At 35.1% G+C, this 21,292-nt stretch carries 26 protein-coding genes; 21 read left to right on the forward strand and 5 right to left on the reverse strand.

Going from position 1 to position 21,292, the window contains the following annotated elements:
• Nucleotides 1-37 precede the first annotated feature (37 nt).
• From BN986_RS12230 to BN986_RS12295, 13 genes are all read left to right on the forward strand, one after another.
• Entirely contained in the window at nt 38-910 is an 873-nt protein-coding gene (locus tag BN986_RS12230; RefSeq protein ID WP_040980319.1) for a DUF6612 family protein, read from the forward strand.
• A 265-nt stretch (nt 911-1,175) separates the two neighbouring features.
• On the forward strand, nt 1,176-1,604 hold the full coding sequence (locus BN986_RS12235; RefSeq protein ID WP_187378549.1) for a DUF4352 domain-containing protein: 429 nt from the start codon (nt 1,176-1,178) through the stop codon (nt 1,602-1,604).
• On the forward strand, nt 1,588-2,310 hold the full coding sequence (locus tag BN986_RS12240; protein WP_040980323.1) for a DUF4352 domain-containing protein: 723 nt from the start codon (nt 1,588-1,590) through the stop codon (nt 2,308-2,310). The genes BN986_RS12235 and BN986_RS12240 overlap by 17 nt, the downstream gene beginning before the upstream one ends.
• A complete protein-coding gene (locus BN986_RS12245) occupies nt 2,310-2,771 on the forward strand; it encodes a DUF1307 domain-containing protein (RefSeq protein ID WP_040980326.1) in 462 nt (153 codons plus the stop codon). Before BN986_RS12240 ends, BN986_RS12245 begins: the two co-directional genes overlap by 1 nt.
• A 73-nt stretch (nt 2,772-2,844) precedes the next feature.
• A complete protein-coding gene (locus BN986_RS12250; protein WP_040980328.1) occupies nt 2,845-3,312 on the forward strand; it encodes a hypothetical protein in 468 nt (155 codons plus the stop codon).
• 54 nt (nt 3,313-3,366) lie between these two features.
• Entirely contained in the window at nt 3,367-4,083 is a 717-nt protein-coding gene (locus tag BN986_RS12255) for a DUF6612 family protein (protein WP_040980330.1), read from the forward strand.
• Nucleotides 4,084-4,090: 7 nt separating this feature from the next.
• Nucleotides 4,091-4,414: a hypothetical protein gene (locus tag BN986_RS12260; RefSeq protein WP_148417113.1), complete on the forward strand. Its 324-nt coding sequence runs from the start codon at nt 4,091-4,093 to the stop codon at nt 4,412-4,414.
• 58 nt (nt 4,415-4,472) lie between these two features.
• Nucleotides 4,473-5,114 carry a hypothetical protein gene (locus BN986_RS12265; RefSeq protein ID WP_040980334.1) on the forward strand — a complete coding sequence of 214 codons (642 nt, stop codon included), beginning with the start codon at nt 4,473-4,475 and terminating at the stop codon, nt 5,112-5,114.
• A gap of 307 nt (nt 5,115-5,421) precedes the next feature.
• Nucleotides 5,422-6,507 carry a hypothetical protein gene (locus BN986_RS12270; protein ID WP_040980337.1) on the forward strand — a complete coding sequence of 362 codons (1,086 nt, stop codon included), beginning with the start codon at nt 5,422-5,424 and terminating at the stop codon, nt 6,505-6,507.
• A gap of 510 nt (nt 6,508-7,017) precedes the next feature.
• Nucleotides 7,018-7,260, forward strand: coding sequence for a hypothetical protein (locus BN986_RS12280; RefSeq protein ID WP_040980341.1), 243 nt, complete (start codon nt 7,018-7,020; stop codon nt 7,258-7,260).
• A complete protein-coding gene (locus BN986_RS12285; RefSeq protein WP_040980343.1) occupies nt 7,253-7,504 on the forward strand; it encodes a hypothetical protein in 252 nt (83 codons plus the stop codon). The genes BN986_RS12280 and BN986_RS12285 overlap by 8 nt, the downstream gene beginning before the upstream one ends.
• A 506-nt stretch (nt 7,505-8,010) precedes the next feature.
• Nucleotides 8,011-8,517, forward strand: a complete 507-nt coding sequence (locus BN986_RS25735) for a hypothetical protein (protein WP_052400761.1) — start codon at nt 8,011-8,013, stop codon at nt 8,515-8,517.
• 33 nt (nt 8,518-8,550) lie between these two features.
• The gene (locus BN986_RS12295) at nt 8,551-9,783 is read left to right on the forward strand and encodes a TcaA 3rd/4th domain-containing protein (RefSeq protein WP_040980345.1); all 1,233 of its coding nucleotides are present in this window, start codon (nt 8,551-8,553) and stop codon (nt 9,781-9,783) included.
• A gap of 129 nt (nt 9,784-9,912) precedes the next feature.
• Here the strand turns inward: BN986_RS12295 and BN986_RS12300 are convergent, their stop codons facing one another.
• Together BN986_RS12300 and BN986_RS12305 are read right to left on the reverse strand one after the other, a co-directional pair.
• A complete protein-coding gene (locus BN986_RS12300; RefSeq protein ID WP_040980347.1) occupies nt 9,913-10,173 on the reverse strand; it encodes a helix-turn-helix domain-containing protein in 261 nt (86 codons plus the stop codon).
• Nucleotides 10,174-10,185: 12 nt separating this feature from the next.
• Nucleotides 10,186-10,836, reverse strand: coding sequence for a GOLPH3/VPS74 family protein (locus tag BN986_RS12305; protein WP_040980349.1), 651 nt, complete (start codon nt 10,834-10,836; stop codon nt 10,186-10,188).
• A gap of 645 nt (nt 10,837-11,481) precedes the next feature.
• Between BN986_RS12305 and BN986_RS12310 the strand changes: the two genes are divergently transcribed.
• The 6 genes from BN986_RS12310 to BN986_RS12335 all read left to right on the forward strand — a co-directional run bounded on the left by BN986_RS12310 (nt 11,482) and on the right by BN986_RS12335 (nt 16,150).
• The gene (locus tag BN986_RS12310) at nt 11,482-12,264 is read left to right on the forward strand and encodes an alpha/beta fold hydrolase (RefSeq protein WP_040980351.1); all 783 of its coding nucleotides are present in this window, start codon (nt 11,482-11,484) and stop codon (nt 12,262-12,264) included.
• Between the two features lie 184 nt (nt 12,265-12,448).
• Nucleotides 12,449-13,024, forward strand: coding sequence for a TetR/AcrR family transcriptional regulator (locus tag BN986_RS12315; RefSeq protein ID WP_040980355.1), 576 nt, complete (start codon nt 12,449-12,451; stop codon nt 13,022-13,024).
• 16 nt (nt 13,025-13,040) lie between these two features.
• Nucleotides 13,041-13,907: an alpha/beta fold hydrolase gene (locus BN986_RS12320; RefSeq protein ID WP_040980358.1), complete on the forward strand. Its 867-nt coding sequence runs from the start codon at nt 13,041-13,043 to the stop codon at nt 13,905-13,907.
• 355 nt (nt 13,908-14,262) lie between these two features.
• Nucleotides 14,263-14,814, forward strand: a complete 552-nt coding sequence (locus BN986_RS12325; protein ID WP_074435660.1) for a cupin domain-containing protein — start codon at nt 14,263-14,265, stop codon at nt 14,812-14,814.
• A 275-nt stretch (nt 14,815-15,089) separates the two neighbouring features.
• A complete protein-coding gene (locus tag BN986_RS12330; protein ID WP_040980360.1) occupies nt 15,090-15,518 on the forward strand; it encodes a ribbon-helix-helix protein, CopG family in 429 nt (142 codons plus the stop codon).
• Nucleotides 15,519-15,706: 188 nt separating this feature from the next.
• The gene (locus BN986_RS12335) at nt 15,707-16,150 is read left to right on the forward strand and encodes a carboxymuconolactone decarboxylase family protein (RefSeq protein WP_040980361.1); all 444 of its coding nucleotides are present in this window, start codon (nt 15,707-15,709) and stop codon (nt 16,148-16,150) included.
• A 340-nt stretch (nt 16,151-16,490) separates the two neighbouring features.
• On the opposite strand, the gene BN986_RS12340 is transcribed toward BN986_RS12335, so the two are convergent.
• Nucleotides 16,491-17,354, reverse strand: coding sequence for an EamA family transporter (locus BN986_RS12340; RefSeq protein WP_040980364.1), 864 nt, complete (start codon nt 17,352-17,354; stop codon nt 16,491-16,493).
• An 85-nt stretch (nt 17,355-17,439) separates the two neighbouring features.
• On the opposite strand from BN986_RS12340, the gene BN986_RS12345 reads away from it, so the two are divergent.
• Together BN986_RS12345 and BN986_RS12350 are read left to right on the forward strand one after the other, a co-directional pair.
• Nucleotides 17,440-17,955, forward strand: coding sequence for an Lrp/AsnC family transcriptional regulator (locus BN986_RS12345; RefSeq protein ID WP_081922192.1), 516 nt, complete (start codon nt 17,440-17,442; stop codon nt 17,953-17,955).
• A gap of 153 nt (nt 17,956-18,108) precedes the next feature.
• On the forward strand, nt 18,109-18,810 hold the full coding sequence (locus tag BN986_RS12350) for an alpha/beta hydrolase (RefSeq protein ID WP_040980366.1): 702 nt from the start codon (nt 18,109-18,111) through the stop codon (nt 18,808-18,810).
• Between the two features lie 629 nt (nt 18,811-19,439).
• Here the strand turns inward: BN986_RS12350 and BN986_RS12355 are convergent.
• A complete protein-coding gene (locus BN986_RS12355) occupies nt 19,440-20,036 on the reverse strand; it encodes a dihydrofolate reductase family protein (RefSeq protein WP_040980368.1) in 597 nt (198 codons plus the stop codon).
• Between the two features lie 286 nt (nt 20,037-20,322).
• On the reverse strand, nt 20,323-21,138 hold the full coding sequence (locus BN986_RS12360; protein ID WP_052400762.1) for a CPBP family intramembrane glutamic endopeptidase: 816 nt from the start codon (nt 21,136-21,138) through the stop codon (nt 20,323-20,325).
• Nucleotides 21,139-21,292 lie beyond the last annotated feature (154 nt).

Consider the following 21,292-nt stretch of genomic DNA (forward strand, 5'->3'; position numbering starts at 1 on the left):
AAATAATAAGCTTTCAAATCAATAGGAGGTTTAAGCGATGAAATTATTCTATTCCTTTTCTTTATTATTATTTGTAGTGATTTCTGCCTGTTCAGCAGAGACAGAGGAACAGGTGCCAGAACAAGATTCTAAGAAAGTATACGTTGAAGATGCGGAAGAGAAAGCGGATATATTGAAGGAATTTCAAGCTGCTGAAGAAGAAATTTATAGTATGAGCATGGGGGCAAACGTATCTCAAGTTGTAACAGGGGAGGATGGGGTAAGTATAGATACTGAGGTTTCTGCTAGTTCTGATTTAATACTTGACCCACTCGCAGCACGTATAGACAGTGAAGAGGATACGTATACGCAAAACACGGAATTAAGCATGCATCTTAACGAGGATGCTACTTATTTATCAGCCAATCCAAGTGATGAGGACCCACACTGGCAGAAATTCACTGGGGAGGAGCATGAAGAAATACTTGCAGGTATAGAGAAAGAAAATGAAGCGTTTTTATTTGTAAATTATGATGTTTTACTTGAATATACAGATGAATTCGTTCTTGCTTTAGTAAGCGATGATGAGGGTGAAGCGGATGAACATAACTTCGATTATTATGAACTTACCTTGGGAGGAGATTCCAATATCTATCATGAGTTAATTAATGATCGAAATATGGATGAACCCGATCAGTTTGCTGATGTCGATGACTTCAATTTTAATGTAACCCTTGATAAAGATACAAAACACCCAATCGAAATATATTCAACAATGTACGGTACGCTGGATATGGAGGGAGAGGTTCTTCAGGTAGAGGAGATTATCTTTACCCATGTGATGGGAACGAATAATTTGGAAGAAGGAGATTTGAAGATTCCCACCCGTGTTGAGATGTCAGCAGAAACGGATGAAGAGGATGAAGAATAAGGAGGGAGACGGTGGGTAAAATAGTTCTTTTTCTTTTGAGTATATTGTTTATAGCTGGATGTGGAGAGGCGGCCGAAGCAGAAGTCGTGGAAGAATATTGAAATACCTGAGGGAATAGAAAATGAGCAATTACATTCATGATAAAGGAAAATTTATTCGACAGAAGTTTTATTCTTCTATGAATTTGTTGATGAATGGAACGTGCGCAGTTCTTGTTTTTGGTAAGGAAAAATATAAAATCCTCGTAACAAAGGAGGAGGATGGAATGAGAAAAATTTTACTAATATTCTTTGTTTTGGGAACGTTTTTCATTTTAGCAGCATGTGAGGACAAAGGTAGGGAAGACGCAGAAAATAATGAAGCTGCAAATAAAGAGGAATCCGATTTAATAGAAAAAACAGGTGTAATCGGGGAGGAAATTTCATTCGAGGATTTATCGTTGACCGTGAATAGTATGGAAGAAAAAAGTTCTGGTCCGCATCAATATGACGCAACAGGTGAGGGGAATGTATTCATCATTGTTGATATAACGCTTAAGAATACAGGAGAAGAAAAGATGGACTATGCTGCTCGCCCGCATTTTTACTTAGAGGATAGCTCGGGTGCTCTCCTGGATGTTTATGGAGATGAGGTTGACAGAATAGGTAGTGCTGACAAGTGTGGACGGAGATACGAAAATGAATCACTTCAATGAACTGGAACCGGAGGAAGAAGTATCGGGAACACAAGCATTTCGAGTTCCAGAAGACTATGGAGAATTATTTTTAATATTTGAAAGATGGGATGAGCGGAGGCCACCTGACTTACAAATCGGTGAAATAATAGTCAGCTTAAGTGAAATAAATGAAGATAGTACCGTGGAAAAGGAAACGGAAGATGAAAAAGAATCTCCAGAAGGTTTTGCGGAAGATCAAAAACGAACGATAGGAGAGACTGGGATACATGATTCCCGTTTGTATACGCAAGAGATAACAATAAATGATGTACGGACAGAAGATACGTATGAAGTAAATTATTTAAAAGCTGGAGAAGAAGTGCGTGATGACCGACCGCTTGAGCATGATCATTTTATTGTTTTCGAGTTAACAATGAAAAATATATCCGATGAACCCATCGATTCCCAGGATTTAGCTCCCGTAGATGTAACAGACGATAACGGTGAATTGTACGCTCGGCATAATCACTTTTGTTTTTGGCCTGATGGACTTGATTTATCTGTTGTTGGATTTGCAGACAAAGAAGAGATGGAACCCGGGGATTCTTTTACAGGAGAGCTTGTTTGTGATGTCAACGAATCAAGTCATTACGAATTAAGGTATGGATGGGAGTCAGATTACTTATCCAATGAAATTTTTTGGGAAATTGATATGGATGAGTTTGGAAAGGAGCTGAACAAATAATGATGAAACGAATGTTAAGAATCATCGGACTGTTATTTTTATTTCTTTGTACTGTCGGGTTGATAGCCTGCAGTTCCAGTGAAACGATTACTTTAAGAGGGGATATAGAGGACTTTGCAAACGATGTTGAAATTATTTTGGAAGCAAAAGATGAAGAAGTACAATCGATGCAATATGTTATTGCATCCTCCTATTCAGATATGAATATAACAAAAGAAGAGGCAAAAGAGATGGAAGAAGAGATTCGGCTGATGTATGGGAGTTTAATGGGGGCAGATGGTATGGGAGTTAACGTTAATTATGGAGATACAGAAATAGAATTAGTAATGTATATTGATTTTAGAGAAGTTAATCAATCAGATCTGTCCGAATATGGTTTTGAGAATGTGGAAGATGGTGATTTAGAATTGGAAAATATGATGATGCAATTGGAAGAAGCAGGTTTTGAGAGAGAATCCTAGACTGACAGATGTATTTGTCTACATGTTTAATGTGAAGAAAATTTTTGTATATATTTAAGCGAGGAGGCAGAAAATGAAGGGAAAACTATTGATTCTAGTAATGCTGTTTGTACTTAGTGCATGTAGTAACAGCGATAGTAATAGTAACAACGATGTAGTGGAAGCAGATCTTGAAAAAATGGACTATGACGTCACTGAACCTAGTGAATTGGACGAGAGTGAAATTATTCAACCAGACTCTGGTGTTACCTTTGAAGGAGAAATAACAAACAAAACGGAGGAGGCTTCTGGTATATTGGCGAACAGAATTTCTGAACAAGAAGGTGTAAAATTTGAGTCTGTTGTTTTTGAAGATAGTAATGTTTTTATGGTAATGACCGAAGAAACGGCGTTTGAATATACGATACTTGTAAATGATACGGATGATTTTAGTCAATGGAATAAAGGAGATTTCATTACTGTCACGGGAACTTTTGAGGGAATGAATCATCAGACATATGGGCCTGTGATTAAAGCAGATGAAATAGATGGTATTGACTAGCTTCCAAATAATTAATGGTTTACGTGAACTTCACAATGTTTAGGAGTGGGGCGGATGAAAAAGCAAGTGTTCCTAGTTTTGACTGTTCTTTCGATTTTATTGTTCACAGCATGCAACTCTTTATCAAAAGAAGAAATCATATCGGAAGTAGAAGAAAATGCAAAGGAAGTCCATTCTTACAAAGTAGAAGTAGATTTTGAAGATGAATATCCACGAGATGAAGAAGTTGAAAAGTCATCCAGCAAAACGGAGGCATTTATTGATTTGAAAGCAAATCAAGGTTTTATTGATCATACAAATCAGCATGGGATCCTTTATCAATATTATTTTGAAGGGGATGATGTATATTCTGATCAACGAGGTCGAGGTAATTGGCTTTTAGAAGATGATTGGACAGAAGAAGTAGTCCATACAATTGCCAGATCGGATTATAACGCAATTCTTAATTATTATCTTCCAATTATTAAAGAACAAGAGAATGTCGATATGGAACACAAGGAAAATAGTTACATCATAAGCTACTCGGGCGGAGATGAAGAAGGAGCTGAATTACTTAAATTATATGAAGGAAGGGAGCTTGAGGAAGATACAGATAAAGCAATCGAAATGATTTTAGAAATTGATGAGAATACGATGTTTATTCAATCCTTTCAGTTTCGATTGGAAGAAGAACTAGATGAAGGGACAATGGTTTTTCAAGAACATCGTATATTTAGTGAGATAAATGAAATAGAAAATATAGAAGTGCCTGAAGGAGTTGTTTCATATTAAGAAAATCATGATTCTTATCGCAACACTCATCTTTCTAATGGGAATAGCCCATGTTTCATTGACTCTAGTAACCTATGAGGGACTTTCGCTGGATGCGATTTGGTTTGCAGGTTCTGGTATTGCTCTAATTATTTTAGCGTTTCTTCAGTTTGTCTTATTGTATTCGGAGATTACATCTAAATTTTTCGTGTTTGGTCATATCGGTAACGTATTAGCGGTAATCTTAGTTTCTCTTGTATTAACACTTGCGTTTCAGTTACATATCATATTCTTATTTTGTTTATTGTTAACACAGAGCATATTGTTTATTTTCTATCATCTTAGAAGCTGAATAATTTCTTAAGGTGCAGAAACGTTAGCAATTTGTTGATGAAAGGAGATTCTTTAAAATGGCACAAACATTAAGAACCATTTCAAAAGATGAGGTGCGTGGACCTGCAGTTGGTGTATTGTTTATGGCATTTTTCGGTACGATGTGGGCATATGTAGGAATAATGGGATTACATGGCTGGGGGAATCCTTGGGTGCTAATAGCTTCTTTAGCGGTTGGAGTCGCTTTGTTCATAGGAGGTTGTTTACTAATATTCGCTTCACGGGAATTAAGCAATCAGGCTCCCTATGTAAACGGAAAAGAAAGGAAAAATATAGGATTCAGGTTTAACGTTATTTTTGTAGCCGAGGGTTTAGCAATACTAATTGCGATTGCTGTATGTAATGTAACTGGTCACGCTGAATTTATACCTCTTGTAATAGCTCTGATTGTCGGCATTCATTTTATACCATTGGCCTATCTTTTTCAAGTCAGGATTTATTATTTCACAGGCATGCTGCTTTGTATACTTCCCGTTATAACATGGCTGTTTTTCCCGGTTAACCTAACACTAATGAATCACCAGATAGATGCATATATGTTTATTGTCGGTTTTGGCTCTGCACTGATTCTATGGGGAACTAGCCTGAGAATATGGCTAATGGGCAAAAGATTAGTAGGACGTGTTTCAAATAAATTGACAGACGACCTTACATATTAATTCCTGCCGTTCTTCTAAACTCAACGGGTTTAATATTTCTCTTGCCAACAAAGATGTAAGTTATCGATCTACACCTTATAAAGGCTAGGAGAAATTGTTGAAGGCCAGGGTTAGTTAGGTTCGTTGATGTATCACGCTGTTTATAAAAAATTTATCAAATTAAAATACGTCTTTCTAAAAATATGGACCTCCTCCTCAAGAATGATAATTGACTGTAAAAATTTCGTATGCAAATTTTGATAAACCAATCAAAAATATGATTACTAAGTTAATATGCTTCATACTTTCAAACATTGGAGGAAATCGCGTGAAAAATAACAACTCTGAAATGATGACACAGGTGAAAAGTGGATCTAGACAGGTTAAATATAAGACACAATTCTTTCCTGTTTTGGGAGTACTATTGTTTGCACCATTTACTGCTGAATATATGATAGGATATTTGGATATAACAGGAAATTTTGGACTAATGTTTTTATATGTTATATTTTTTGGTCCATTGTATGGCGGGGCAGCGTTAATTATTAGGGAAGTTACACGCCGTGCCGGGTTTGGCTGGTTAACGATCATTACACTTGCTATTGCATTCGGTTTATTTCAAGCAGGTATGATTGACCATGGATTATTCAATCCAGCCTTCCAGGACATTGATTATTGGCAGGATTTACGTGATCCAACTTATATCCCTTTTCTAGGTGTTAGTGCATACCAAGCGGTTGACTTTATAAGCGGGCATGTTATTTGGAGTATTATGGTGCCCATTGTCATTATAGAAATATTCTTTCCTGCCCGTAGAAGAGAGCCATGGTTAAGTAATCTGGGATTGGCGATTATCATTATTCTATACCTGATTGCATCTGCATTTATTTTTCAAGACCAAATGACAATGGACCATTTTCTTCCATCTATAACACAATTTATTAGTACGGGAATCATTATGATCGGTTTAATAATTACTTCATTTACTCTCAGAAAACACAACACGACAAATAGTGAAAAAACAGCTCCTAATCCGTTCTTTGTTGGTGTGATAACACTCTTCTTATTAAGTATGCACACGATCATCGAGTTATTAGCAGTTCTGTTGCAGTTTTCCTCTGATTTTATGATGGAATGGCCAGGCGTCATACTAAGATTAATGGCATTATTATTACTTGGCTACTTCATTTTCATTTGGTCAAAACGAAAAGGGTGGAATACCATGCATTATCTTGCTTTAGCAGGAGGTGCCATGTTGACGAGAACATGGGCTGCTTATCTTATTCAACCTCTAGGAAATGTATCATCATATAACAAATTTATTGGAAATACTATTTTCTTGATTGGAGTAATGCTACTCATTATTTTTGGGGTATATATCATTCGTAAAAAGGATATCAACACATTTGATTAATGAAGAAAAAAGTAATAACGAGGCGAGGAAAACAGTAAAAGAAGTAAGGAATTACAGTTTATATCCAAGAAAAGGACGATGTGTAATGATTTCGAATGAAAAATCGTCTCAGAGTACTTTGACAGGAAGGACAAAACTACCCAAGCCATTTGGTAATTATCCAGTCAGTACATTTTTGATTCTTACTTTTATTCTAAGTTGGACGTATATCATTCTAACTCGTGCTGCTGCTTTGATATGGTTTTCACAAGAAATACGTTTGCCGTCGATGTCTCAAATAGTTGCTTCTTTATTCAATTTCATCATAACTTTCATTTGTGTTATTCTCAACAGTTGAAACTTAGTACTCTTTTTTCAGAATACTTTGAATCACTTATTATAAAACTATGGATGTTTATCAAGTATGTTTAGTTTAAACTATTCAAATTACCACTTTTTATTCTTTTCTCAAAATTAGAATGAAAGATTTCAGCTTATAATGCTTTACTAAATAGACTGAGGTGAAAATAAATGAAAAAACGTGGAGCTGGAGTTTTATTCATAACGATTGGAGTTTTTTTAATATCTATACGGTATTTGAGTGCGGCTCTTATAGGATCAGGGGTTAAAGTTAGTGTCTTAAATAATTCTCCGGACTTTGATTCATTACTAACTTTTGTAGGTAGTGGACTGTCTAATTTTGCCATCGTCGTTATCATCGTGGGCGTTCTTTTCATTGCCTGGGCAGAAATCGAGGTGAAAATAAATGAGTAGAAAGGGTACAGGTATTTCATTTATCATAATCGGGATTTTTTTGATATTTATTAGATATTTAAGCGCAGCTCTAATAGGATCATCATTTGAAGTTAACACCATTATGGATGTTCCCAGTTTTGATGAATTACTAGATCATGTTGGTGGTGGACTTTCCCACTTTGCCATCATCTTTATAATAGTTGGCATTCTATATATATTGTGGGCAATCATAGAGGATTTTAAATCTAAAAAGAATAAATGATGTTGCTGCTGGTTATTAATTGAATGAGCGTGCACATTTTGTTGCATGGTATGAACAAATAAGAAATAATATGGAGCCAAAAGAACTTTGACTAAGTTCCCCACGCTCTGGCGTGAACACGATATAAGAGATAGTTAAAGAATTTTTTGGTTTAATAAATTACTTTCTAGTTCTCTTTTCTCGTATGAATTATTATCTCCTTCAAACAGTAAACCACCAAAGTATTAAGTTATTAATCAATTATGCTCATACATGAAATGGTGAGAAGAAGATAATAACTTTTGAAGCAAAGGAGTATTCTTATGAAACAAAATCATATGAACTTATTAGTACCTCAACGATTTGGTATAAGTCTTTGATCTTATCTTACAATGAAATTTAGCGAATTAGAATATTCGACTTTTGACTAAATAACTTTACTTTCACTCATTATTAAGAAGAAATCCTCTACTTAATATAATAAGCATACAGAAAAATTATTTAGATTTTATAAAGGAGTTTTTAATTTGAAAAAGATCTTATTTTTATTGTTTGTAATGCTTTTATTTTTGGCTAGTTGCAGTTCTGGAGAAGTAAAAAGTTTTGCCTCTGACTTTAATAAAGTTGTAAATAATGAAGATATTGATGAATTAAATCCTGACAAATTCGGAGAGATAGAGGGAGAAAATAAGGCGAAATGGCAAACATTATATGAATCAGAAGCGTACACAATTGAGGCTAATTATGAAGATGGAAAAAAACTATCTGGGTACACCATAAGCATAGAATCATCAGAACCGTATGAACAATTAGAAGGTAAGGGATATGAAGCAAGTATTGCTGTTGCTAAAGTACTTGGCCTGGATCCAAATGAATTCATTAATCATTTTGAAACAGAGTTAGAAGGAAAGATATTAGAAGATGTACATTCCTATTTAGAAGATGATTATGAAGTTGTTTTTGTTGCTAAAAAGTTAAGTGAGTTTGATCCAGAAACAGGGTTGTCTATTCTCTTTAAAAAAGTAAACCAATAGATAGTTTACTAAAAAAGAAAGAGGAGGCATAAAATGCAAAAAAAGTATAATAAAAAAATATATGCATTTATTTTATTTAGTTTAACAGTACTTTTTTTGAGCGCATGTTCTAACAATATTGAAAAATCAGCACAAGCGTTTAAAGAAATAGTAGATGATAGAGATCCAGAAGGTCTGATTGAGTTAGTCACGTTGGAAGAAGGTACCTATTGGACAGAGGTGCAAGCACAACAAGTTATCGAGTTCTTTCACGAGAATGACAAATCGTATCAGGAGCAGATCCGATTGTTGGAAAAACAAGAAAATGCATTAGATGAGGATAAGAAACCACCAAATGGAGAAGGGCTTTTTTATTTTGATGAAGAGGGGGAGTTAAAAGCTCGAAGTTATGAGGTTATAATAACGAACAGTACATTTGGCCTTGAACCGGATCAGCTAATGATTTCTATTGATGAAGGAGATATGGTTGAAATAGAAAATTTGGGGGATTCCATTGGTTCGTTTGGTCCAGGGGAATATACATTTACAGCTATTGGAGAATTTCCTTATGAGACAGTGGAAAGTACAGGAGAATTTTCTGTGATGAGCTCTGATTCGTTTACTCAATCAATGGATTTAGCATTTGAAGGTAACTTTGTGCGAATTGTTACTTCATCAGATGATACCAAACTTCTGATTAATGGGGAGGAAACAGATATAGAATTAGGATATATGGAAGGAATGGAATTTGGCCCTATTGCTGAGGGTAATATACTTCAAGGTATTGCAGAGTTTCCGTGGGAAAGTGCACAAGGGGAAGAATTAACGATTGATGAGGAGGAAGAATATGATATAACACCAAATATGTTAACAAAAGAAGAAAACCGAGAAAGCATTACAGAGCTTGCTAATAACTATTTTCAAAGCAAGATGGCAGCTTTGGTTGGGTTAGAAATAGACCAATTGACAGAAGATGTATCGGAAGAATTACGTGAAACGCTAGATGGCGATATCAAAAGAGATATAAATGCAGATAGTTCACATAAAGGGGAAGTATTTGATACAAGCATTGACTTTGAATCATCGTCTTTTAAACGGAATGACGATGATGGTAGCCATTATGTGACATTACAAGTAGAAATCCATCAGGAATATATCAAAATCTATGAATTTATGAGGGATACAGAACCGGTCGAAAGACATATTAATAAATCTATAGTTTTAGAATATCTAGTAGGAGAAGATAAGTGGATTATTTCAGAGGAACAAACAGGCAGAGAGTGGTAAGTGGTGTAAGGTAATATAGAAGAAACGGGGTTTTAATCAAAGTAAAAATAGCACCTAGCCAACATTATTAGGCTAGGTGCTTTAAAATAATTCCTTACTTATTTGTTTTTAAAATGTGTTTACATTAAGCTAATCGTCAAGTAACAACTTCTTGATTTCTGGTACAGACTTTTTTTGCTTTCTAAGTTCTCTTATTTCGTTTATTCGTTCCAAACTTTCTACTCGCTTATACCTTCTTGTTAAATTTGATTCACTTTGATCAAATGGAATTAGTCCTTCTTCTGTATAGTGCTTCAATGTACTGTACCTAACGTCAGTCAATCTTACTAATTCACCAATTGTCACATATTCAGATTGTTTAATAACTTCGATTTTTCTTTGTCTTGACATATCCAAACACCTCTACTTACGGGGGAAAATAGGAGCTTGTAGAAGTGCTGAAATACCTTCCACTTTATTTATCATACCTTGGACTAAATTAGCCGATTCTGTTTTATTTAGCTCATTTAGTTTTTCTTTAATCTCGATTTGCTCATGTTTTGAAAAATAGTCTTTTAGTAACCCACTTTTATTTAATAGGATAACCAATATTGTCACATCTTGTGTAATTAATTCATCTTCAAAAATTTCTGCTCGAATTTTATCAATGATCTTGTTTATTGAGCTTTTATTCGGTACATACTTCGAACCAGATTTGTCGTTTTTAATAACTACAGTGTTAGCTTTTGCGAGTGAATCACCAACGGAGTTAACTAATTGCTTTAAATGTTTATCTGTTATTGAAAAATTGTAAGCTCCAACTACTTTACTAATCTTAACTGGGCTTGCTTGTTTTATATAGTGGAATAAAGGTTGAAGATAATCTAAATCTGTTGGAAGATCACTTTTTACAATAACTTTTTTTTCTTCTATATTTATACAATTTTCTAATTGTAATTCAAGCAATCCACTTGCTAAAAAGCCAACTAACCTCTCGGAGGTAAAACTGGGTAATTTACCCTTATCGTTTAATGAACACAATAAAAATTCTTGAGTTATAGATAAATCATTCATAACATATCTCTCCTTATAATAAATGTTTATTCCTGTTCACTTACTACTTACTACTTACTACTTATCACTTACTACTTATAATAAATGAACGGTAATTATTTGTCAATTCAATATTGAATAATGCAAAAATTATATATTTATCTGCAACTGTCATACTTCTTAGCCGAATTTAGTCAAACTAATTAGTTCTGATTATTATTTGTTTTGTATAAATATATTATTTCTTCTCATCCTGACGTACTTCGTATAATTTTTATAAATCTACTTCTTTCTAATACTGGTTCTCAACACCAGCAGCCAAAAATCATGAAAAGAAAAACCTCCCTTGATAAAGAGAAGAGAACAGACAAACACAGGAATAAAGCTATAAATATATATTTTCCAAAATGTTAATGTGAAAAAAAATATATAAATGTTACACTTGACTCCCTTAAAGATTCAACAACTATGAAATATTGGACTGTGTACCTCAGAAAAATGCGAGTTTAGAAAAAGGAGTGAATTCAGAAGAAGATAACAATCTTAAAACTGGATAAATTCAAATTAAGTCAATGGATACTGAAGGCAATCCCAAAACTAGTGAAAATGGATGAATAATAACCTCAACTATTTCTAGGCTAATGAAGAGAGGAGAGAAAACAACTGATGCCAAAAACTCAAGTAAATGAAACGACGGTTTACTATCAATACACAGGAAAAGGAACGCCGCTCTTTTTTATTCCGGGTCTTGGAGCAGGAATTAATATGTACGAACCTCAGCAGCAATATTTCGAAACGGCGTATCAAGTCATTATTCCGGAATTGAGAGGAAATGGAAGGTCAGGAAGTTTAAATGGTGTTTCTTCAAATCAGGTGATGGACGTACAATGTCATGATATTTATGAACTAATGAACCAACTTAATATCGAGAGTACAGTATTCATTGGTGTATCTTATGGGGGAGTGTTTTGTCAAAAGTTTGCCTCGTTATTTCCAAATAAGGTTAAGGGTCTTGTGATTGTAGATAGTTTTTGTGACACTAGAATGAAGTCAATGGGTGTAATGCGGGTTATAGCAGCTTATTCAGCTATTCCGATGTATTATCTTCCCAGAAAGTGGTTAGCCGCTATGACAGCGGGGAGTTATAAAAAATGGCCACAAGCGGCAAATAAAATGCAACAAATAATGCGATCTATCCGTAGAAATGAGGTAACTAAACAAAGACTTTATATTAATCGTATTAACTATACAACGTTTTTACCGAATATTCATTGTCCGGTCCTGCTTCTAAGCGGCAAACAAATGCCTTCGTCATGGATGGAACAAATTCATGAGCTTTTACCTGATTCAAAACTGATTTATATAGAAGATTCTTTTGATCCAAGTAATTTATGCCAGCCCGATGAATTTAATAAACATTTGAATGATTATCTCAATAAAATCCATTAATATAATCTATTCTTGTGCAGCAGTAACCTTTTTACTCTGTGGATAAATTAGTATTACAATTAATTTTATTTCAAAAGATATACATCTACCCGTGAAATTTGACATTATCATGAAATGATTGACTTTTAAAGGTGATTTATATATATTAGTAAATGAATAATCACTTACTAATGGAGGATATGATATGCGCCCAATTAAATATAGTGACGAACAAATCTTTTTAGGATTTTATACTGCAATTGCTACGCATGGTTATTCAAAATTGTCATTAGAAAAAATCGCAAAAGAAGCCAATGTTTCTACAGCGATCTTGTCAAAGCGATTTGGTTCAAAAAAAGGGTTGATACTCAGCTATTTTCAATATGCATTGGAACGAACAAGATTAGTTGTTGAAGAGAATCAATTAAAGGAAACCAATATTGATACGTTACGGAATTTTTTGACTTACTGGTCTGCTGAAAATGATGATGCTACTTCCTTAATGAGTATGATAGCTATCTATTTAGAAGGAGTACAGGACCAAGAGTTGCATGCTATTTCGCAAGAAAGGAATTTACTAATTGATAATGAGGTACAAAGGATTCTTCAAGCTAGTATAGACAAAGGAGAGATTGCAGAAATAAATGTAAAAGAAACATCCTATTTGTTGCAAGCTTCTATTTTAGGAGCAGTCATGCTATGGCTACACAAACAGGATAAATCGTTAAAGGAACTTATTGAACTTTGTATTGATCGGGTTATCGGGATAAATCATGGATAGGAAGGAGTCAAAGAAGATGCAAAGTAATTCATCAATAAATACGATGGAATTAATCATAAATGATATCAAAGTTCAATGCTTTACAGCTGGCGATACAGGTCCACCTGTTATTCTTTTGCATGGTGCTGGAGTGGATTCCGCCTCTATATCTTGGGGTGAAATAAAAGGACCTTTGTCTGAAACAAATCGTGTATTTGCCCCCGATTTACCTGGGTATGGAATGAGTGATAAACCTGATTTAGAATATTCTCTATCATTTTATACAGAATTTTTGAAACAATTTATGGATGCCTTGAATCTAGAACAAGTTAGTTTGACTGGTTTATCACTTGGCGGAGGAATATCTCTCAAGTTTGCGTTGGATTATCCAATGTTAGTAGAAAAATTAATATTAGTAGATGCGTGGGGAATTTTCAACAAGCTGCCATCTCATCGTCTTTCCTATTGGTATACCAAAACTTTCTTCAACGAACTATCTTATAAATTGTCCAGTAAAAGCAGGGCATTTGTGAAATGGACACTGTTAAATAGTTTGATTGGAGATCCTGATCAGTTATCTGAAGAGCTCGTGGATGAGGTACAGGAGGTTTTAAAGGCTCCCGATGCGGGAAAGGCCTTTATTTCATTTCAAAGAAGTGAAATAACAAAAAACGGACTTCGTACGAATTTGGCGGGCAGATTTTCTGAAATAAAAAATCCAACATTAATTGTACATGGGACTGATGATACTAGTGTACCAGTTGAATATGCAGAACATGCACATGAAAGTATACAAGGCTCGGATATTTATCTAATGAAAGGGTGCAAACATTGGCCTCAAAAAGAAAGACCAGATGAATTTACCAAGGTTATTAAAAATTTTTTATCGAAAAATGATTATTGATGCTTTGAATGCTCAAAATTCTTTTGTGTTTCCATATTTATAGAAATATTTTTGGATGTAACCTTTAGAAGGATGATTAGTTTAGGAGTTATTTGTATATTTACAAATCGACTCTAGTAATGGATTACCAAATCGTTCTGCTTCTATTTAAATAGTAAAGTGAATATGTTTTACCTGGTATACCTTAGTAAATGATAGTGGAAGAAAATGAATACGATTACAATATGAATTGTAGTAAGTTGATGTAGTTTTTAATGATTAGCTTTATTATTAAGTTCCTATTCAAACGTCTATATATGTTCGTAATATTTTTCTCATTTTGGATTTTGATAACCAAAGGCGGGAGGAAAAAATAATGCCCGAAAAGTTTAAAGTTAGAGACACTGTTGAAATTGGGAAGGAACTTGTCTATCCAGATGGAAGAACTGTTACTTTTCTGCAGGCAGGCCAGGATGAAGACGGGGAATATATAACATTAGGACACCGAATGACACAACAAGGAGCAGTTAATGGGGCGCACTCTCATCCTTTGTTGAAAGAAAAATTTATAATTATAAAAGGAAGAATGCGCTTTTTAGTGGATGGACAAGAAATAACGATTGAGGCTGGAGAAGAAATAATCATTCTTCCCAATCAAGTTCATCAGTTTTGGAATGTAAGTGATGGTAATCTAGAAGTCATTCACGAAATTCGTCCACCGGGGCAACATTGGAAAATGTTCGTTCTAATGCACAAATTAGAGTGTGAAGGAAAACTAACAAAAAATGGGATACCGCGTAATCCACTCTGGCTTGGAGTTGCTTGGGAATGTATTGATGGTTACCTTAAGGGTCCGCCTAGGTTTATCCAGAAAATATTTCTTGGAGGGTTGGCTAGATTAGCTGGAAATCTTGGTTATAAAATATAAAATTGATATCAGTAACGCTAAGAGCAAGGTATAGTTGCTTTTCTTAAAAGAAGTAGTGAATGAATATTCTATATAGATAAGAAGTTATAAAAGGAAACAGCTTTCTTCTTTAATTGTTAGAATCATGTTCTTTTATGCTTAAAGATTCCAGAACTCTAAAAAATAGGTTTGTTTATTGATGAATGGATAAATTCCAATATGGATTGTTTGTCAATACATTGTAATTGCTAATAACTTATAATGATTTTAACTATATTAAAGGAGTTAACAGCCAAATGAATACAAGCTTGCAAGTACGTATATCAAAAGATTTAAAAGAACGTTTTCAACAAGTTGCTAAGGAAAATAACAAAGATACCTCCACATTAATACGTGACTGGATTTCAAGTTATGTAGCTAAACATCAAAAACCTGACGAAGAGGTGGCTGCTGAGCTATATATGGCAGGATACGAATTACAACAAGTGTTAGGAGGCAGAGAATATGTTAGTAAGGAGTTTGCAAATCAACTCCAGGAATATTCCTTGACCGATCAAAAACAATTCTCACAATTAGTGCTAAGTACTTATCTGGATCTTGAACTGACAGTTCCATCAATTGTTTCAAAAACGTACCAAGGTTTTGCTTATTCTCAAATGTTTTTGTTGGGTTTAGTTGGAGATAAGCCTGCAGGTTTTAACGAGAAGCAAAATAAGACCATTTAGAATTTAGAAAGTTCTTTATTTAGTGTATGGTCATAAAAATCAATTCTGGAGGTGATGTTGATGAAGTGAAGGATCATCAACTAATATAATATGCATCATGTGATGTATCAAACGTAATTGAAAAGTACCGCAAATTAGGTCCTCTGGTATATAGTATTCGAAAAATCATTCTGAGAGGGGAATTATTTATGGAAAGAGTAAATGTAATGATGGAAGACCCGCAAGCGATGGAAACAATGATGGGGTTTGACAAGTATTTAGAAAAAGTGAGCGTACCTCGAATAACTATTGACCTGATTTTAATTAGGGCATCACAGTTGAATGGGTGCGGATTCTGTATAGATATGCATACTAAAGAAGCTCGTAAAAATGGAGAAACAGATCAAAGAATGCTTGGCTTAAGTGGCTGGAAACACAGTACTTTTTATACGGATGAAGAAAGAGCTGCATTACAAATAACTGAAGAGTTGACAACATTACCTCATCAAAAAGTATCTGATGACGCCTATAAGGAACTCACAAATTACTTCAATCATAAACAAATTGGAGAAATTATTATGGCTATTGTGGCAATTAACAGTTGGAACCGTTTCGTTATTGCCCAAGGAATAAAAGCTCCATCGAATATATAGATTCTCCATGTCTAATTGAATATAGATCTAGAATGGAATTCGAATTAAGGTTGTTACTTTAATTAGCGGGTTTTAGATCAATAAATGGAAAGTAATGATTCACTCGTATCGAACAGCAGTGATTTTTCTCAAAATGGAGTGAAGGATTAATAAACGCACGTTTTTGATAATGGAACCAACAGAAAAGCCTAATTTTGAAGAAATTAGGCTTTTATATGAATCTAAAAAATATTCAATCAAGTAGGTACGTATTTTCTCTCTACGAAGTTCAATGGTAATATCAATCAGTACGTTTTCCTTTTTGTTATAAGATTATTTTTCAACGTTGATTTTATTTTGATTATGTTTTCTTGGTCTGATGCAAAAGCACACCGCTTGCAACTAAAAAAATTCCAATAACTTCTAAAATGGTTGGAAACTGATGAAGTACTAATATCCCTATCAATGTTGCTGTAACCGGTAATATAGAAAGTAAAAGGGAGAAAGTCGATCTAGATAATTTAGCCATAGCCAGTTGATCACATACATAAGGAATGACAGAAGAGCAAACGCCAACACCTAAAGCAGCCAAAAGTAAAATAGGAGATGTTATCGCTGGCAAAGCTCCATTTATCCCAATAGGTGTAACAGTAAAAAGAGCTACGACCATTGCTATACTCAGCCGATCAATGCCGGAAGAGCCACCATCACTGGCAACTCGGTGTCCAAGCATAATATAGATTATGAAAAATATACAGTTAGCGAAAGCAAAAATAAAACCGAGTGGGTCTCCTTCCAATCTGACATCTGTTAAGAGCCATACTCCTATTGCAGCAAATAGTAGTGCAACGACATTCCGCAGATTACGCACCCCCAGGGCAGCTAGTATAATGGGGCCTAAAAACTCAATTGCAGCAACCGTCCCTAGAGGAATTCGAGCAATAGCTATATAAAAACTGGCATTCATAAGTCCAAGAACGATACCGAGTCCAATAACAATACGCTGTTGGTCCCAGGTCAACTGAAAGAAACGGGGCCATGGACGCCGCCAGATCATAAAAAAACTAGCGGCTGTGGCTATTCGGAACCAGGCGACACCAAGTACGCTGATACTGGAAAAAAGAAGAACAGCAAAAGAGGGACCTAAGTAATGAAAAATAGCACTTATTAAAAAATAAATATGAGGGGGAACTCCATTTTTTGAAACCGCATTTTCTTTTGGCACATTATCTCCTCCTTAACTTCTCAATTTATATAGTAAAATAATAATCAATAATTTTACATGGCTTAATTAAGGAGGAAAATATAAAATGCCTAAACATTTAATGAATAAAAAGCTCTTTTCCTATGATTTTAATAAAAGTGAAATTGACGAAATTAATTTCAAAATTCTTCAGGAACTTCAAGTGGAGCCTCGATTAACGATGACCGAATTAGGAAGAAGAGTAGGATTATCTTCTCCTTCTGTCACGGAACGTGTTCGGAGATTAGAGGAAAGTGAGGTGATAAAAGGATATTCATTAGACCTGAATCCTGCTGCCCTTGGATTACCAATAGGGGTTTATATTCGTATACGTCCTAACTCAGGAAAACTTTCAATAATTGCTGAACTAGCACTATCTATTCCTGAAGTAGTAGAATGTCACCGAGTAACTGGTGAAGACTGTTTTATTCTCAAGGTATATATACCAGCAATAGATCAACTTGATAGAATTTTAGATCAATTTCTTTTATATGGTTCTACTACCACAACGATTATTCAGTCTTCTCCAGTTACAATGAGACCACTTCCACTTGGAGAGAATGATGATAATGTTAGGAAATAAAAACCTGTAATAAAGTATATGAAATATTAAAGATTGCGGGGAAAATCTAATTAATTCAGTTATTTTTCTTTTAAGATCATTTTGTTATTTGCGACTATGCCATTGCATGGTAATATGTTTCTATTAAACAACAATAATAGGAGGTAACATTAAATGGAAGTAAATGTTGTACTTGTACACAGCCCCATAGTTGGACCCAACACCTGGGCTCCGGTCTCACGTGAACTACGACGGAGAGATATCAGAACCATTGTGCCAACTCTCCCCAGCATAATTGAAAAGTCAACTCCTATTTGGACTCAGCACGTTCAGGGAGTAGCAAAGAGATTAGAGGCCATTTCAAATAATCAACCAATCGTATTAGTTGGGCATAGCGGAGCCGGTCCCTTACTGCCTGCAATTAATGCATACAGTCCTCATCCGATAGCAGCTTATATTTTCGTGGATGCCAGCTTACCTCATGGTGGAAAGAGCCGGCTTGAAGAGATGGAAGCAAGTTCATCGTCGTTAGCATCATCATTGAGAGATCACTTGGAAGCAGGGAGACTTTTTCCTGAATGGACTGATAAGGATTTGTCTGAAATCATCCCAGATGGATTTCGTCAAGGTATACTCGCAGAGATTCGACCAATGGGGCTTTCTTTCTTTGAAGAATCTATGCCTTACTATCCTAATTGGTCAGATATACCTTGTGGATATATTAAATTTAGCCAAGCTTATACAGATCCTGCTGAAAAAGCCCAAAGTTACGGTTGGAGATATGATGAATTTGATGCAGGGCATTTTCATATGCTGGTAGAACCAAAAGCTGTTTCGGATTCACTAAGTAATCTCATTAAGTTGTTATGCCCTTAATGAATACTCATGCTACTTCATTTCAAAGAGGATTTTTGATCGATTTAGAACGCTTCCAATATGGCTCTCTACTGCATTTATTGGCTCTCTGATTGTAGATTCGATTCGATATACTCTAGCTTCTACGATTATTATTGTATTGGGATTAGTGCGGGAGTATCGTCCTTATGGAGAAATACCAGGAGTGTTGTTAGGAGTCGCTTTATTACTGGTATTTTGTTTCAGCTTATCTTGGATATGGACAACGCTTGATTTAATGATGCGATCGGAAAAGTCTCTTATGAGTATGATGTTACCATTTCCTTTGAGTTTTGCCAGCAACATTTTGTAGAATCGGAAATGAGAGGATTTGTTTAAAAAATCATGACTAAGGCACTTCTGCTAATAATGAAGAAAAACCTAATGTCCTGATGTTGGTGTTTATTTCGTATAGTCTTCAATCATGGAATTTAGGATTTTGATTCATGCACATTTCCCGCAACACCAGGAAGCATTTGATGCAAAAACATGTTATCCGGTCGTTCAAGAGATAAAACGGGCCGTGCTAATTCACAGCCTCTGATCCAAATTAATAAACACATTAGTCATTAAGGATGGTGAGTCTCACTGTATCATTCTTCATAACATCATTATTTCACACGGTAAAATAAATGTGTAACATCCATATCTGTCACTATCCTTATCAGTTCTAACTGTATTTGTTCTGGGATAGATTCAAATAACCGGATACCTTTACTAAGCAAGACTGGGATGAGGTGAATGTGGATTTCATCAGCAAGCCCTGCTGCAAGACATTGCTGTGCTGTACTGGCTCCACTTACTCCTACAACTTTATTCCCTGCGGCTGCTTTTGCCTGTTTGATTGCACTTTCTATTCCATCTGTTACAAATGTAAATGGTGTATCTCCCATAAAATCCTCAGGGGGGTAGTGTGTTAGGATGAACATCGGAGAACCACCGGGAGGGCTTCCTCCCCATCCTCCTACTATATCAAATGTACGCCGACCTGTGAGACCGGCTCCTTCAGTATCGAGCGAACAATCCAACACATCGCGATTTTCTGAAGTCAACTTAAAAAAGGTACTATGCTTGCTAACCATATCCCCGTTGAATAACCAACTGTGGAGAACTGCACCATTTTCACCCAAGGGCTGCTCTTGACTGTCATGTAACCCTGCAATAAATCCATCCAAGGACATGGACATATCAATGACGACTTTTCCCATTTCATCAACTCCTATCAATATTTTTTGGATCCGCCTTTACAACTATTCCGATAAAATAGTTTCCTAATAATCATATCCCTCTTGCGTATGTTATTGATTTAAATGTAATTATAACGGATGTGTTTAAGTAAATTTCTTTTGGATTGCTTCATATAAAATATCGACTAAATGGATCAAGAGATTGGTACAACAACCGAGAAGTAAACAGATGGAAAATGATCAGAATTTTTATGGAAAGTGAACACTGAAACGAAAAATGGAATATGCTCCCATTGTAAAATTTTCTCTATTCCGGATCGACTTCTTTCCAATCAGGTTCTTTTTTAACGAATAGTTTTAGTGTTACAATCGCAAAGGAAAATGGAATGATTCCCAAAATTACGATTTCCATAAGAGCAGGTGTTGTGGATGTTAATTCTTGATGATAAGGGTGTCCGAACAACTGCTGCATCGTTTGAAAAGCTAAGTGATAACCAACCGCACTCCATACGTTATCAGTGATAACACGAATCATACCTATAACTATGGCAATTGCTATAAAGAATATGATTCGATCAATACTAGGTGCAGCTCCAATAATTAAAGCAAACAACACAAATAACACACTCTGAGCTAAGACTGCCTTCCATTTGGAAAGGAAATTGTTTAAGTTACGATAAAAATAACCACGGAAAATAAGTTCTTCCGGTAATGCCTCAAACATAAATACAAGTATTAACAACACTATAACAGCAAATAACAGCTCTCCAAAAGAGGCTTGAAAGTTTACCTTTGTCCACCCAAACAAGGAAAAAATGGTTATTCCCAGCAATGCTGGTATAAGATAACTGATCCCCCCATAAACAAAGGGTTTCCACCCCTTTTTGAAAGAAGTAAGCCTTAATCCTGTCCATGGCTGTTTGTCAAGATACTTACGTGCAACAATAATCAATGGAATTACCAAACTGAATATGAGTAATGCTGATAGGACGTGAGCTGTACGACTATATTCTCCCTCATCTCCAATCCAAGTATTAACACCACTGGATATCCACCAAATGATAGATATAGCTGTGAAGACAATAGGTATTCTCCATATGAGTGACAGACGTTGAAGATCCATATATACCACTTCCCTTTTTCTCAAGCTTGTTTATACAGCAAAAATCTTGCTAAATGATTATCTATTCAAAATCATAGCTAACATAAACGAAAAGATCGTTGAATCATAGTGATATTTGTAATAAAAGCGTTACGTTTTTCTAGATAACCTTCTT

This window comes from Oceanobacillus jeddahensis (genome assembly GCF_000750635.1).
Lineage (GTDB): Bacteria > Bacillota > Bacilli > Bacillales > Amphibacillaceae > Oceanobacillus > Oceanobacillus jeddahense.